This is a genomic window from Microbacterium sp. NIBRBAC000506063 (assembly GCF_017968845.1).
Classification (GTDB): Bacteria; Actinomycetota; Actinomycetes; order Actinomycetales; family Microbacteriaceae; genus Microbacterium.
This window is the reverse complement of record NZ_CP072877.1, coordinates 42,045-56,877: the sequence shown is the minus strand read 5'-3', so window position 1 is coordinate 56,877 and position 14,833 is coordinate 42,045. Positions and strand designations below refer to the sequence as shown.

The following is a 14,833-nucleotide window of genomic DNA, read 5'->3' as shown; positions in this document are numbered from 1 at the left end:
GAAGTGGCAGCTCGGCCTCGTTTCCGTCTGGTTCCGCAGTTCACGCGACCACGCGGCGTCGCCGGCAGGCTGCATGGTTTGCATGACCGTGGTCCCGTGCCTGGGCGCCTGCCCGCGTCGAGAACTGTCACGGCGTCACGGGCGCCTATGGCAACCAGTTCGTGCGTTCGCGCGTCAGAGGAGCTTCGGTTGATGCGCCTCGACGTGTCTCAGCCCGATCGCGAAACAGCGCGGCTACAGTTAGGACTGAACGACAGCTCTCGTCCGTTCGGCACCGAGGGCGTAGATCGCCGGACGGATCATCGAGACGAGGCTGGACATGGCTTACGAGCAGCTACCCATCGTGGAGGTCGAGCTGAGCCGGCTCCTGCTCGACCTGGAGAACTACCGCATCCCGACTCGTCGCGACGATGAAGCCGGAGCCTTGAAGTATCTGTTCGCTTCCGAGGACGTCCTCGGCGCGGCGCGGCTGATCCTTCGCGACGGCTACTTCGACAACGAGGTGCCGATCGTGATCGCGGCGGAGTCACGGGACGAGCCGCCTTCGTACATCGTCCTGGAAGGCAACCGGCGCGTCAGCGCACTCAAGGCTCTCTACGACCCGACGATCGTGCCTGGTCACGAAGCCGAGGTTCGCTCACTGCTCAAGCGGTACGCAGTCGAGGCAGAAAACCTCCCCGAGCGAATCCGCGTGATCGTGGCGCCTGATCGCGCGACCGCCGCCCGCACGTTGCCCGACTGCACACTGGCATCTCCAAGAAGCGGTGGAGCCGCGACCAACAAGCAACCTTCTACTACTCACTCGTGGACGACCAGACGACTGTGGAGGACGTCAAGGCGCAGTACCCCGATGTCGAGGTCGCAAGGTTCATGAAGATGGCTGTGATGCGACGCTTCCTTGCCGCTGCGCCATTCTCCGATCACACCCTCCGGCAGTACGCCGCCAGCGACGACTTGGCGATGTCGGCCTTTGAGTACGCGTACCGAAGTAAGGACATCGCGGCTGCGATCGGGGTGGAGTTCGATAGAGACGGCATGTTGCTTCCTCGGTCCTCAACTCCCGAAAAGATCGCGTCGAAACTTCCAAAGAAGAAGCTCGGTGCATTGGAGTATCTAGTCGGGGAGTTTCGCGCTGGAAGGCTCAACACCCGCTCTCCGGAGCTCAAGAAGCGTGATGACGCCTACCAGCCGTTCGTGGACCGTCTCAACGGTGTACCCACTACAGCAACGCCGACACCATCACCCGCCGCGCCCGCACCACCGACTCCGCCTGGACCGTCGCAAGGTGTCAGCCACGGAATGCCTCCAAGCGGTCCCGGTAGCGCGACCGGCGGGGCAACGCCACCCCAGCCTGAGCCTCCGAGCGGAGCAGGAAGCCGTGGACCGAACCATCCAGACACAAAGGACACGCTCGATCTGTCTGGCCTCGACTACGAGAACGCACCACTGAACCTCAAACTGCGCTACTTCGAGCTACGACGGATCAACCTGGGAAACTTGCCTATCGCGTCCGCGATCCTATTGCGCTCTGTTCTCGAAGCCACCATCAAGGTCCATTTCGAGGGCTCTGCAACGCCCGCGACAGGCGAGTTGAGTGCGGTTTTCAAAGTGGTCGCGCAAACCTATGGCTCGGAGAAGACTCTCAAATCGACCATCGGCGCCATACAGTCGGGAAACGCCCACAAACATGGCTCTATCCAGTGGTTCAATCTCATCGCGCACAGCGCAGATGCGTCAGTGACCGCAGAGGACGTTCGGCAGGCGTGGAAGGTGGTCAATCCGCTGCTCAGGCGCTTGTTGCGTCCGCCATTACAGTCTGCCCCTGCAACGCCTTGACCACACCGGCGACCGCGGGCGATGCAACGAGCAGTTCTTCGGCCTGCCCCGGATACCGCGCGGAGTAGGTCAGTTCCAAGCGGCATTGGAAGTGCTCGCGATACAGCTTCTCAATCAGTGGAGCCGTGTCATACGTCATGAGCCAGTGCGCCTTCTCCACCGTATTGACGATCGCCGCGAGGGCTGTGTGATCGCGCCCGTCGAACGCGTTGAGGTAGAGCTGAGACCCGCCTGAACATAGGGCGGATCGATGTACATAAATGCTCGATCGTCCTGAGCGTAACGCTGGATCACTGTCCTGCCGTCAAGGTCTGAGACCGTGATCTGATCGGCCAAGCCTCCGATCGCAGTCAATCGTTCGATGAGCGTTTCGCGATTGAAGCGGGCGTCAATCTTGTATCTCCCTTCCTGCCGCTGACCGCCGATAACTCCGGCATTCAGAATCCCTGAACGATTGGTCCTGTTCAGAAAGAAGAAGGCGAACCCGAGGCGGAGTGAATCTCGCTCATCGCGCGATCTGTATATCTCTCGCTGCTTCTGCCATTCAGCGATCGTAAGTGGGACGGACGCAACCATTTCAACGAAGCTGGCATTGTCTCCGACCGCAGATTTCCAGAAGGCGTACACCGCAGGGTCAATGTCGTTGATAACCAGTTCTTCGACAATGCCCTCACGGAGCAACGCAATCCCAGCTCCCACGCCACCGGCATATGGCTCGATATAACGTGCGCGCTCGACCCTGAGAGCATCGATGATGTCGCCAAAGAAGCCAGCGAGCGCCGCCTTTCCTCCCGGATAGCGGAGCGGCGAGAGCGTTCCGTACCGACGTGACGCGACAACCCGCAGCGTGTCACTCATCAGGACTCCTTCCCCGCTCGATGCGCGGCGACTCGACAGCGAGCCGAGCAGAAGCGCGCATCACCTCGCCCGAGGAACGCCTGATCGCAACGCTCGCAGTTACGCCACGCCTTACGGCGACGTAGCCGCTCATGACGCAGCGCTCGATCAACGTCAGTGAGGCCCGCGTCGCTCAGGCTCGTGAAGTCCTGCATGTAACGGATACTACTCGTAACGACATCACAGAGCCATCGACACGCCGAATCGATGCGGTACACCGTGAAGGGACGCGCCAACCGAATGCGACTGTGTCGTGGTCAGTGCCCTATGGCGCGGTGGGCTCGCCTGCGCGTCACCGCGAGGACGGCACCGGTTGCCGTTCGCGACGCTCCCCGCACGGACACTTATGAGCTGGATCAGACTGACGGGGCCGATCCAAAGGAACTTGAAGGCGTTCCAGACGAACACCAGGACCAGCAGGTAGAGCCAACCGGGACCCCCGTCGTTGATGATCGTGGTGCAGATCGCCGCGGCGTAGAAGTAGACCCCGGCGAGCAGCATCGCGGGGACGCCCCACTTCAGGCCGCGCCGTGTGCGGATCGCGTTGAGCAGCAGGTTCGTGGGTGCGTAGCGGAGTACGCCATAGCCTCGTGCGCTGAGCGCCACGGACGTCCGGAGCATTGCAGGCCTCTTTCCTCGTCATAGCGCGACGGTGTTCCGTCGTGGAGGCGGCTATGAACCGAGTGCCCGCGAAGGGCCGTCCCGAAGGACCCGCATAGTTTGCTGAACCTGCCTCGCTACCGAGTTTACGACTGTCCTATGGCAGAGGGAACCCCATCGGCAGGCGGGCGTGTACCTCGTCGGTGACCTTGGAGCGAGAGGACACCGATCATGGCCACGTTGGCGGAGCAGGTGCAGGGTGAGCGGATGGCGCGGGTCGCGTTGTCGATGATCGCCGAGCCGAACGACCCGATCACGGGTACGTCCTGGCCCGTCACGGCGGGGTCGAGACGCTGCGGCTGATCGAGTCCGACGACGAAGTGCCCGGCCTGGCACGCGCCGACACACTGATGTGGCGCGAACGACTGACGGCGCGGGTCACGCCCGGCCTGCTGGATCAGATGGCTCAGGCGGAGCGGCATGGATTCGGCACGCTCATCCCCGCCGACAAGGAATGGCCCGCCGGCCTGAACGACCTGAGCGATCGTGCGCCGTACCTGCTGTGGACTCGCGGTGCGGTCTCGTTCTTGATGACGGCGCTGAGCGATCGGGCCACGATCACGGGCGCTCGCGCTGCGACCGCCTATGGAGAGCAGGTCGCGGGCGAGCTGGCGGCGGGTCTTGCCGATGAGGAACGGGTCGTCGTCTCCGGTGGCGCCTATGGGATCGAAGGGGCCGCGCACAAGAGCGTGCTTGCCGCGAGCGGTCAGACGATCGCCGTTCTGGCCGGCGGGTTGGACCGCCCCTACCCGGCCGGGCACAGCGAGCTGCTGAATCGCATTGGGGATGTCGGCTTGCTGGTGAGCGAGCTGCCGCCGGGAGCCGCACCGACCAGACACAGGTTCCTGGCCCGCAACCGCCTGCTGGCGGCGCTCTCGGGTGCGACCGTGATCCCCGAGGCCGGTCCTCGGTCCGGGTCGATGACCACTGTCATCGCCGCACGCGAACTCAGCCGGGGCGTCGGTGCGGTGCCCGGCCCGGTGACCAGCGTCGCGAGCGCGGGGCCGAACGAACTCATCAAGCAAGGCTTCGCCTCGCTCGTCACCCAGCCCAGCGACGTGATCGACCTACTCGACGCCGACAGAACCCGGACCGGACTGTGACGCGGCCCGAGGTCGGACGCGAGTTCGGGCACCGGCACCCGTCGCCGGGCACGCCGGGGCGCTCTCTCTGACGGCCGCCCTCGCTGGACGGGTTCACAAGCTCGGTGCGGGGCGTGATGTGGTCGCTGGCCGCACCGCATCAGCCGTCGTGCCTTCGTGAGCGATCGCCTGGGCGCGGTTGAGGGCGGCGCGGGCGCGGATGGCGTCGATCTTCTGGCTGGTGCTCTCCGGCGTCGGGCCGAGCGGGGTCCGGTCGTCGGTGATGCCGTAGCGGTCGCGGTAGGCGGCGACGGTGCGAGCGGCACGCCACCACGCCGCCTTCTGCTTGTCGCCCCTCGGAGCCGCGCCGAGGTCGGCCGTCCACGGCTCCTCATCGGTGAGGTAGCCGCGGAGCACGGCGTCGGCGCGGCCTTCGATCAGCTCGCGGCGCTCGTCCAGGGCTCGCCGCATGTCGTCTGCCATCTGCCCGCCGGCGTGCGGGATCAGTCCGACGATCAGCCTCGGGGCCTTGCGGGTGCGGCCTGATCCGGCGGGCCGGGCGGTGGCGCGTGCCACGCGGGCGTGCAGGACGGAGGCGATGTCATCGGCATCGTCCAGACTCCGCGCGGCGACCAGCCGCGGGAGCAGCGCGTCGAGGTCGTGGTGGTTGGCCTCGGCGTGACGCAGCTCGGCCGACAGCGCGCCGTAGGCGTCGGAGCCGAGCACGTCTTCGATCTGCTCGGCGGTGATCCCGGACGCGGCGAGCAAGGTCGCCCAGCGGTCGTGCTGGGCGGCTTGCGCGATCGTGTCGTACTCGGCCGCGAGCTGCGCGATCGAGCCCCAGCGGTCCTGCTCGGCAGCGACCGTCTCGTGCGCAGACAGCTCGGCGCCGATGTGCTGCAACACGCCGTAGAGGATCGAGCGAGCGGTGACGTTCGGGTTGTCTCCGGGATGCGGCACCGCGTGTTCTGCGTCCTCTCGGTCGACGGTGACATAGGCGTGGTTGCTGTGGGCGCCGCGGGTCATGGAGACGTAGAAGTTCTCCCGCGTCGTGGTGGCGGTGACGACCGCGTGCGCGGTGTCGGTGGTGACGCCCTGGGCGCGGTGCGCGGTGATCGCGTAGCCGAGGTCCAGGTGCTCGGCCACATAGTCGGCCGGCAGGACGATCCCGCCGCCGAACCTGCGCCCGGCCGGGCGGATGCTGACCGACCCGTCCTCGCGAACTCCGGTGACGGTCCAGCGGGAGCCGTTGCGGACCCAGGTTCGGCCGTTGCGGAGCCGCCGGTCGTTCTCGCGGGTGATGACCAGATCGCCCTCGGAGACCGCGGTGCCGTCGCGCAGCGGCAGTTCGCGGGTCGGGTTTACGGTGCCGTCGATGATCCGATCCGCCCGCGCTCTGGCGTTCAGCTCGGTGACGGTCGCGTGGGTCTCGGTCACCAGGATCGACGCCCGCCCGGCAGCAAGATCGGCCCGCCATTCTGTGTAGGCGGCGTCGATCATCGCTTCCTCGTCGCCGCCGGTGATCCGGCCGTGCTCGATCAGGGCGTCGATCGCCTCGGCACGGCCGTGGCGTAGCTGGAGCGAGGTGGTCTTCTCCCATTCGTTGGTGAAGCGGTGCAGATCGGTCAGCTCGGGGGCGTCATCGCGGGCGTGCACGAGCATGGCGAAACTGCCGCCGGCGCCGGGTGATTGGAGCTGGCCCCAGTCGCCGACCAGGAGGACTTTCGCGCCGGCCTTCTCGGCTTCGTGGGTGAGCCGATCCAACGACATCGTGCCGGCCAGGCTCGCCTCGTCGATGATGACGAGCTGCCCGGCCGTGAACGTAGTCCCGTACATGAGGTGGTTCTGCCACCACTTCGCCGTGTTCTCCGTGGCGATGCCGAGGTCATCGGCGAGGACCTGCGCGGCGACCGCCGAGGGGGCGAGCCCGATCACCGACCCTGTGCCGTGCTCCTTCTCCCACGCCCTGCGGAGCCCGTTCATCGCCGTCGTCTTCCCGGCCCCAGCCGGGCCGACCAGCACGTCCACGACCCGACCGGAGACCGCGATCGCGGCAAGGGCCGCGGCCTGATCCTCGCCGAGCACCCGGCCGCGTGCGTCGGGCTTGCGGGCGATCCTCTCAACCGTCTCCAACGGCACCACCGGCCCGGCCGTTGTGGCGGCACGCGCCAGGAGTCGGTCTTCGGCGGCCAGCAGGACTTCGGATGAGAACAGGGTCGAGGCGTGCGGCCGGAACCGAGAGGTGCCGTCCACGCGGCGGAACTGCAACGGGCTGGACGCCAGCTCCGGCGGCGTCAGCCGCAGCGAAGCGTGCTCGGCGGCATCGACCACGAGCCCGGTGATCGCCTCCCGGTCCTGGATGCTGGCGAACCGCCACCCCATCAACTGCCGGGATGCTTCGGCATGCAGGTTCCAGCGGGTCCAGGTCGAACGCTTCTCGCCCACCGTCTCCATCACGGTCTGCCCGACCTCGCGCACCACATCCAGCGGCACGTCGTCGGCGCGCAGCACCCGCCGCGGTGCGTCTGCGGTGGATGCGGTGAACGTGCGCGCCCAGCCGTTCGCGTCCCGGCGCAGCACCCGGCCGGCGCGCTGCCGCCACTCGGCGGTGAGGTCGGCCAGCGACCGGACCTGCTTCTCCGGCCTCGTGGCGAGCGTCGCCTGCGCCCGAAGTTTCAGCACCGTTCGCGCGGAGGGCTGCCTGCCGTGCTTGGCGACGTACCCGGCGATGAGGCGGTCTTTCTCGGCCTCGATGTGTCGGGACCGGGTGGAGAACTCGGTCACCAGCTCGTCGGGCACGCCCTCGATTTCCCATGCCGGGTTCCGGTCCCTGCCCGTTCGCGTGCTTCCCATTCGACGCCGAGGACGCGGGTGAGCTGGTCGGCCAGCGCGGCGTTGTAGAGCTCGGAGACTGCGACGACCACGGAGTGCATCGGCCGGCCGGCGAGGGTCCGCCAGCGGCCGTCCTGCACGGTCAGGACCTTGTTGCTGACGACGACGTGGGTGTGCAACTGCGGGTCGCCCGCACGGCTGTCGTAGTGATCGAATGCCGCGGCCACGACACCGGCGACGTCGACGTGCGCAACCGCGCCGTCCGGCCCGGTTGCACCGACGCGGGTTGCGGCAACCTCGCGTTCGAGGAACGCAACCAGCTCTGCAACCGCCGCATGATGGGCGTCCGCGATCAGGGCTTGGGTGCCGGCGTCCGCGACCGCCCAGATCGTGGAGACTGACTTGGGCACGCTGAATGTGAAGTCGTAACCGGCTACTGCGCGGCGGGTGCCGCGCTCGGCTTCCTCCGCCTCGATCGCGGCCACTTCCTGCGCTCGAGTCGCCGGCCCCAACTCGGGGTCGAGGGCGTCGACGCGCTGCTTGATCCGCTCGGTGATCGACGCGAACTGCTGGTAGGCGCGGCCCAGCGGCTCGCCCGTGATCGGGTCATGGCCCATCCCGACCAACAGCGCGAGCTGAGCTTCAGAGACCTGCCCTCCCTCGACCAGGTCGCCGTGCCCGAGACGACCCAGCCCGAGCCCATCCAGAAGCCCGGCGGCGTGCCCGCCTCCGCGTAGTAGCGGGTCAGCGGCGTGCTCAGGCTCCGGTCGCCGTCGCCCGCGGCGATGGACTTCAACAGGTACTTGTATCCATCGCCCGCGCTCATCACGCGCATCGAAACCGTCACCTCGGCTGCTCCTTCCGGCCGCGCTCGGAGAGCAGGTGAGCCCGCGAGACCGGTCGCATCAGATGCGACAAAGCCCGAAACGGCCTCGTCTGAAAGACGTGTGATGGCTCGGTGGGCCGGCGAACGAGAGCTGGCGGCGCCGCCTGAGTCACGGATTCCGAAGTACGCGGGGTGGTGCGCCGCGCGCGGGTCACGGCATCGGCGACGAGGCAAGCGGTGGCGGTTCGAGTGGTCGCGCACCTGGTCGCTGACCAGCCCGGTGGTGACCTCATGCGTGAAGTCCGACCGGGATCACCCGTCAACCGGAGCCCTCATGCACGACCCTCACGACCGGACTCGCCCACTCAGGGTCGGATCACTGTTCTCCGGGTACGGCGGTCTCGACCTCGCCGTCGAACACGCCTTGGATGGCGAGACGATCTGGTTCTCCGAGAACAACGAACACGTCTCCCGCATCTTCGCCCACCACTGACCCGACGCCCCAACCTGGGCGACATCACCACCATCGACTGGCGCACCGTCGAGCCGGTCGATGTTCTCTGTGGAGGCTTCCCCTGCCAGGACGTCTCGACCGTGGGCAAGCGCGCCGGCCTCGCGCCCGGCACCCGCTCCGGGCTCTGGTCGTACATGGCCGCCGCGATCGACGCGCTGCAACCCCAGCTCGTCGTCATCGAGAACGTGCGCGGCCTGCTGTCCTCACCCGCCGTCCGCGCACCCCTAGAAGAAGACGACGATGCGCAAAGCAATCCCGACCACGCAACCCCCGGCGATGCAGCCCTTCGCGAAGTGGAACCCGACCCGTGGGGTCTGGGAGACCTCGCAGCTCGACCTCTCCGGGCAGTCGGCGCCGTACTCGGCGATCTGGCCGACCTGCGGTATGACACGCAATGGATCGGCCTACCAGCGTCCCTTGTCGGCGCTCCTCATCCCAGGCTTCGCGTCTTCATCCTCGCCCGCAGCCGGGGCACTGTTCAGGACGCCGCTCGCCACGGACTCGACTCGTGGCGGCGAGTCACTGGAACAGGTGAGGGCGAGGCGGGGGACGATCGCGCTCTCGCATCAGATCATCGACCTCGCGCTAAACGGGCCGGCTGGCTTGCAGAGCAAGAGCAGCGAACCCGAGATGCTGTGGTTCCTGATCGAGGACATCTTCGCCGCTGGGGACGCTACGCCCGCGCCATCGCCCGATGGGAGCATGTGACAGGACGAATCGCGCCAGCGCTGCTAGACAGGACTAGTGGACCGCGGCCGTCGCCCGAGTTCGTGGAGTGGTTGATGGGTCTCCCCAGTGGTTGGATCACTGATCCGATCCATCAACTCACGGCTAATCAGCAGATCGCTGCGCTCGGCAACGGCGTTCTTCCGCTACAAGCGCTCTCGGCGATGCGCGTCGGCGCACTCGTGCAGGCCGATGCTGCTTCGTTGGCTGGAGTCCAGCACCCGATGGTGTCGCGAGGATGCACGGTCTCGCAGGAGGAGGAAGGCGAGGACGAGAAAGCCGGCGAGAGTGCCTGAGACGATCAGCGTGTTGATCGACTGCGCCAACATGACGGCGGCGGTGAGCCCGTCCCGGAGCTCAAGGTCGGCGATCATGAGTCCGGGTTCGTCCGCGGCTAGTGCGGCCAGCGTGGCGCCGTTCGGGGCGAGTACCTGGCTGGTGCCGGTGGTGGAGAGGTTGACGACGCTGCGGCCGGTCTCGATGGCGCGCATGCGCGCGAACGCAAGCTGTTGCAGGTTTTCATCGGTGTCGCGAAAGTCGGCGTTGTTCGTCTGGAACATGAGCACCTGGGCACCGCTGTGCGCGCCTTCGTGAATGACGTCATCGAAGGCCACGTCGAAGCAGATCGCCAGTCCCACCTCTACGCCGTCGACCTCGATGGCGGGTGTGTCGACGCCGGCGGCGTACTCGCGTTCTAGGAGGTCTACCAGGCTGGGCACGAGCGCGCCGTAGAACCACCGGTCGGGCACGTACTCGCCGAAGGGGACGGGATGGCGTTTGGCGTGCGCGGCCGTCGGCCCGTTCGAGGTCCAGAGGAAGGAAGTGTTGTAGACGAGGTGGCCGTCTGCCGCGGCGGCGTTGAGCAGGATCGGGGCGTCGTATCGGGCGGCTGCATCGTCGAGCGCGTGAGCGGTGGCCTCGTCGGCGAGGGGATCACTGTCGACGCCGCCCTCGGGCCAGAGCACGATGTCGACCTGTTCGTCTTCGAGAGGGGCGGAAGCGGCGAGCTGAGATTCCAGGACCGCGCCCGGTTCGTGCTCATCGACGTACGCGGCGGGGCCGTTGCCCTGCACAGCGCCCACCCGGATGGTGCCCGCGTGACTGGTCGGGAACTGCGGCACCAGGACCATCACCGCTGCGAGACCGAGCACGGGGATCGACGCCGCCCACGAGGCGAGAGGTGTTCTCGGGTGCTCGGTGGCGTTACCGCGTGCCGATTGCGCGCGCACGATCCAACGGACTGCTTCGATCGCGGCGGCGCACACGGCGACCATCAGGAAGCCCAGGCCGGAGACGCCGACCCATGACGCGACCGGAGCGATCGGGCTTTCCGATTGGCTCATCGCCACCCGTCCCCACGGGAATCCGCCGTAGGGCCAGGAGCCCATGATGAGTTCGCGGATCGTCCAGGCTCCCGCTACCAGCAGCGGCAGCGCCAGCAGCCGCATCGCGAAGGCGTTGCGCCGGCGCGGCAGCCATCGGTAGGCGAGGGCGATCGGCACCGTCAGCACAGCCGTGTAGATCGTCAGCGCGCCAGCCAGGGCCACCCACGGGACCCAGCTCAGCGGATGCTCCCCGAGAAACTGCGCCGACCAGGACACGTGAGGAAACCAGAACGCTGCGCCGAAGACTGTCCCGACCAGCAGCGCCCCCAGGACCGTCGCCCGATGAGAGTGACCAGGGACAACGTCACCGAGACGAACGCCAGCGGCCACCACCCGAGTGCGGGGAACGCCGCATCCATCGCGAGCCCGGCCACGCCGGCGACTGGCATCGCGGCCCATAGCGGCAAGGGCGCAGTCTCGGACGCCCGCGTCCGCGTGTCGGCCGATGTCTCGACTCTGAGCCCGGAAATGATGCGCTCCCTGTTCTAGCGAGGGTCGGACGCCTGCATTTGCGCGCGCACGTGGTCCATGTCGAGGTCGCGGATTTTGCCGATCAGGTCGTGGAGCGCTTTGGCCGGGAGCGCTCCGGGCTGGGAGTAGACCAGGACGCCGTCTTTGAAGCCCATCAGCGTGGGGATGGAGGTGATCTGTGCGGCGGCGGCCAGGGATGCCTGGGCCTCGGTGTCGACCTTGGCGAACAGGATGTCGGGATGCTCGGTGGACGCGGCCTCGAAGACGGGGGCGAAGCTGCGGCATGGTCCGCACCAGGCGGCCCAGAAGTCGACCAGCACGATGGGATGGTCGGTGATGGCGGCTGAGAATGCGTCTTCGGTGAGGTCGATGGTTGTCATGAGGGTGGGGCTCCGGAGTCTGGTCGGCGACGGTGTGTTGTGAGGTGAAGTGGTTCAGCCCGGGGTCGGCCGGGCTAGGCCGAAGGGACAGTTGAGAGCGGTCAGCCGGCAGACGAGGACGAGGACCACCGTGATGAGTCCGAGGCCTCCGGCGGCGATCGCCCAGGCCGGCGGCAGCTCGATCACGAGCACGAGCGTTCCGGTGAGCAGGACGAAGACGCCGAAGACCTTCTGGAGGGCGTCGGCTGGTATGCGTCCTGACAGGCGCGCACCGAGGAGCGCTCCGAGCACGGCCATCGCAGTGACCGCGGCCACCAGGGGCCAGTCGAGGGTCACCGTGGTCAGGTAGCCGGCGAGTCCGGCGAAGGACTTCATCGCGATCACCAGCAGTGAGGTGCCCACGGCCACCGGCATGCTGAGGCCGCCCAGCAGCACGAGGGCGGGGACGACGAGGAAGCCGCCGCCGGCGCCGACGATCCCGGTGATGAGGCCGACGACGATGCCTTCGAGCATGGTCCGCAGCATCGGCAGCGAGTGGGCGCGCTCGGTCCCGGCATCGGCCGTGGGTTGGTCGGTGTCGCGCCTGGGCTTTCTGGTGACCATCGCGATCGCGGTGGCGATCATCATGATCGCGAAGGCCACCATCAGCACGGCACCGGGGAGCTGGCCTCCGATGAGTCCTCCGGCGAAGGCGCCCACCATGCCAGCGGCTCCGAAGATGAGCCCGGTGCGCCATCGGACTCGACGGTGCCGGGCGTGCACGACGAGGCTGGACAGCGAGGTCACGCCGACGATCAGCAGCGAGGCCGCGATGGCCTCTTTCGGGGGCATGCCCGCGATGTAGGTGAGCAGCGGGACGGTCAGGATCGACCCGCCACCGCCGAGCGTCCCTAGCGCGAGCCCGACGCTCACGGCGAGCACGAGGGTGAGGATCAGGGTGCCGCTCACTCGTGCTCACCGGGCATCGTGGTTGGTGCTGCGGGTCGTGACGCCGACCGTGCCGATGCCGGTCCAAGATGCGGGGTCGTTGCGGTTGAACGCCGTCGGAACGTCGGAGCACGCCAGGGCATCACAGTTCCTGGGTCGCGACCGGGATGGATGCGATCGCGCTCCGTGCGGTGGGGCTGGCCGTGACCTTGTTCCAGGGCATGCGGGAGAGGATGCGGCCCATCAGGCAGGAGCCGGTGAGCGCCGCGACGACGAGCCCGGCGCTGAGCGCGAACGCGATGAATCGGGACTCCGGCCACAGGAACTCGGCCACGAGCAGGCTCACCAGGACGATCAGCCCGGCCGTGAACCGCACCTGGCGCTCGATGTCCCAGCGAGCTGCGCCGCGGACCACCTGGCCGCCAGCGGCCTCGAAGGCGGGCACGCCGCCGGTGAGCACGTTGGCCGTCCGCACGCCGGCGGCAGCGAGATGCTGCTGGGCCTGGGTGGCGCGGTTGCCGGACTGGCACACCAGCACCGCGCGGTGCCCGAGCCGCTCTGCCAGCTCCGAGGCATGTTCGGTCAGCAGCGGCAGCGGGACGTTGTACGAGCCGTGGATATGGAGGGTCTCGAACTCGGCCGGGGACCGCACGTCGATGATCGTGAGGTCGTCGTGAAGCTGACGCCACTGGGCGAGCTCCTCGGCGGTGATCGTTCGGAGTTCAGCGGAGGGATTGGTCATGGGGTGGTTCCTCGTCAGGTCTGGCCGCGGGCAGCGGAGATGCGAACGGAAGGGGCTGGGGCCGACCGCACGTCGGAGGATGCGAGCGGTCTGCTGTGCGTCAGGCCAGCGCGGTCTCGCTGGTGGTCTCCTGCCATGCGCGCCAGGCGTTGTAGCTGCCGTCGAGTTCTACGACGTCGTGCCCGGCGCGTCGTAGGGCGCTGGCGGCGACGGTGTTCCGCATCCCGGACTGGCAGTAGGTCACGATCGTGCCGGAGCACGGCAGCTCGTCTTGGTGCCAGAGCACGCGCGCGGCGCTGAGCTGTGTGGCGCCGGGGATGTGCCCGGCGGCGTACTCGCCGCGCTGGCGCACGTCCAGCAGCAGCGCGGCATCGAAACCTGCCAGCTCGGCCGGCTCGATGAGGGGCGGGACGAACCGGGGAAGCCCGTCGATGGTGGTGACGTAGCCGGCGGTCTGGTCGATGCCGACCCGCAGCAGCCGATCCGCGATCGCCTGGGCGGCGGTCTGGTCCTCGGCCAGCAGCACCAGCGGACGCGAGTCGGCCTCGGGATCGTAGGCCCAGGCGGCATAGGTGGCGGTCTTGGAGCCGTCGGGGATGTTGAGCGAGCCGGCAACGGTGCCCTGATGGGCCTGCGCCGGCGGGCGGGTGTCGACGAAGGTGATCTCGTCGGCCTCCAGCCGCCGCGCCACCTCCGCTACGGCCAGCTCTGGCACCGGGCCGCGCTCGCCCAGCACGGCGGGACCCTCGCGGTTCTGCTTCTTCATCCTCGCGAAGTAGGCGTGCGCGTCGGGCTGCCCGTCGAGCAGCTCCTCGATGAACCCCTGCTCGTCCTCGGCAGCCAGGTGGCGACTCCACCACGCGTGGGCGCGCTCGTAGCCGACCGTGGTCGAGGGCAGCGCTCCGAGCGCCTTGCCGCACGCACTGCCGGAGCCGTGCCCCGGGTGGACCTGGACATGATCCGGCAAGGTCAGGAACACCTCACGCAAGCTGCTGAACAGTTGCCGCGCGCCCTCGAAGCGCGTGTCGACCCCACCCGCGGCCTCGTCCAGCAGGTCGGGGCGGCCCAGGTCCCCGGCGAACACGAAGTCGCCGGAGATGAGGTAGCCGGGCTCGCTGGCGAAGGCACCATCGGTGACCAGGAACACCAGGTGCTCAGGAGTGTGACCAGGCGTGTGCCGGGCCTGGATCGTGATGTTGCCGATCGTGATCGTGTCGCCGTCGTACAGACGCCGGGCGTCGAAACCGTACTGCCAGTCCGCGCCGCCCTCGCCGGAGACGTAGACCTCGGCGCCGACCGCCGCAGCCAGCTCGCGCGTCCCGGACAGGTAGTCAGCGTGGATGTGGGTCTCGGTCACTGCGACGATCCGCATGCCGTGCTTGGCCGCGAGCGCCAGGTAGTCCGCGATGTCGCGGCGCGCGTCGATCACCACCGCCTCGCCCTTGGTCTGGCAGCCGATGAAGTACCCGGCCTGCGCCAGGTCCTCGTCGTAGATGCGTTCGAGGAGCACTGTTCATCCTTCCGTCGATGTCATCGATACCCTGGGGGTATTTTT

General features: G+C 67.8%; 12 protein-coding genes and 2 pseudogenes. 6 read left to right on the top strand and 8 right to left on the bottom strand.

Annotation, left to right across the window (positions count from 1 at the left end; all coding sequences use genetic code 11):
• The first annotated feature begins 319 nt into the window (after nt 1–319).
• Together KAE78_RS14800 and KAE78_RS14795 are read left to right on the top strand one after the other, a co-directional pair.
• Entirely contained in the window at nt 320–874 is a 555-nt protein-coding gene (locus KAE78_RS14800) for a hypothetical protein (protein WP_223172704.1), read from the top strand.
• On the top strand, nt 805–1,836 hold the full coding sequence (locus KAE78_RS14795) for a hypothetical protein (RefSeq protein WP_223172703.1): 1,032 nt from the start codon (nt 805–807) through the stop codon (nt 1,834–1,836). Before KAE78_RS14800 ends, KAE78_RS14795 begins: the two co-directional genes overlap by 70 nt.
• 135 nt (nt 1,837–1,971) lie before the next feature.
• Here KAE78_RS14795 and KAE78_RS14790 read toward each other — a convergent pair whose 3' ends face one another.
• A complete protein-coding gene (locus tag KAE78_RS14790) occupies nt 1,972–2,694 on the bottom strand; it encodes a DNA adenine methylase (protein ID WP_223172702.1) in 723 nt (240 codons plus the stop codon).
• Nucleotides 2,695–2,913: 219 nt separating this feature from the next.
• On the bottom strand, nt 2,914–3,354 hold the full coding sequence (locus tag KAE78_RS14785) for a sulfate permease (protein WP_223172701.1): 441 nt from the start codon (nt 3,352–3,354) through the stop codon (nt 2,914–2,916).
• Between the two features lie 210 nt (nt 3,355–3,564).
• Here KAE78_RS14785 and KAE78_RS18010 point away from each other — a divergent pair, with 210 nt between their 5' ends.
• Nucleotides 3,565–3,696, top strand: a complete 132-nt coding sequence (locus KAE78_RS18010) for a hypothetical protein (RefSeq protein WP_262927898.1) — start codon at nt 3,565–3,567, stop codon at nt 3,694–3,696.
• Nucleotides 3,697–3,713: 17 nt separating this feature from the next.
• Nucleotides 3,714–4,496 (top strand): DNA-processing protein DprA, encoded by a 783-nt coding sequence (dprA, locus tag KAE78_RS14780; protein ID WP_223172700.1) that lies wholly within the window; start codon nt 3,714–3,716, stop codon nt 4,494–4,496.
• A 93-nt stretch (nt 4,497–4,589) separates the two neighbouring features.
• Here dprA and mobF read toward each other — a convergent pair.
• Nucleotides 4,590–8,133: pseudogene (gene mobF, locus KAE78_RS14775) on the bottom strand (MobF family relaxase).
• Between the two features lie 291 nt (nt 8,134–8,424).
• Here mobF and KAE78_RS14770 point away from each other — a divergent pair.
• Nucleotides 8,425–8,793, top strand: a pseudogene (locus tag KAE78_RS14770) (DNA cytosine methyltransferase); the annotation flags it as partial.
• Nucleotides 8,794–8,887: 94 nt separating this feature from the next.
• The gene (locus KAE78_RS14765) at nt 8,888–9,355 is read left to right on the top strand and encodes a hypothetical protein (protein ID WP_187326295.1); all 468 of its coding nucleotides are present in this window, start codon (nt 8,888–8,890) and stop codon (nt 9,353–9,355) included.
• 164 nt (nt 9,356–9,519) lie between these two features.
• Here KAE78_RS14765 and lnt read toward each other — a convergent pair whose 3' ends face one another.
• From lnt to KAE78_RS14740, 5 genes are all read right to left on the bottom strand, one after another.
• Nucleotides 9,520–11,157 carry an apolipoprotein N-acyltransferase gene (lnt, locus tag KAE78_RS14760; protein WP_223172699.1) on the bottom strand — a complete coding sequence of 546 codons (1,638 nt, stop codon included), beginning with the start codon at nt 11,155–11,157 and terminating at the stop codon, nt 9,520–9,522.
• Between the two features lie 86 nt (nt 11,158–11,243).
• Nucleotides 11,244–11,609, bottom strand: a complete 366-nt coding sequence (gene trxA / locus KAE78_RS14755) for a thioredoxin (RefSeq protein WP_036542724.1) — start codon at nt 11,607–11,609, stop codon at nt 11,244–11,246.
• A gap of 54 nt (nt 11,610–11,663) precedes the next feature.
• Nucleotides 11,664–12,557, bottom strand: coding sequence for a sulfite exporter TauE/SafE family protein (locus KAE78_RS14750; protein WP_112266842.1), 894 nt, complete (start codon nt 12,555–12,557; stop codon nt 11,664–11,666).
• A 121-nt stretch (nt 12,558–12,678) separates the two neighbouring features.
• Nucleotides 12,679–13,278, bottom strand: coding sequence for a rhodanese-like domain-containing protein (locus KAE78_RS14745; RefSeq protein WP_112266844.1), 600 nt, complete (start codon nt 13,276–13,278; stop codon nt 12,679–12,681).
• A gap of 100 nt (nt 13,279–13,378) precedes the next feature.
• Complete coding sequence (locus KAE78_RS14740) at nt 13,379–14,788, bottom strand: MBL fold metallo-hydrolase (protein ID WP_112266846.1); 1,410 nt, start codon at nt 14,786–14,788, stop codon at nt 13,379–13,381.
• Nucleotides 14,789–14,833 lie beyond the last annotated feature (45 nt).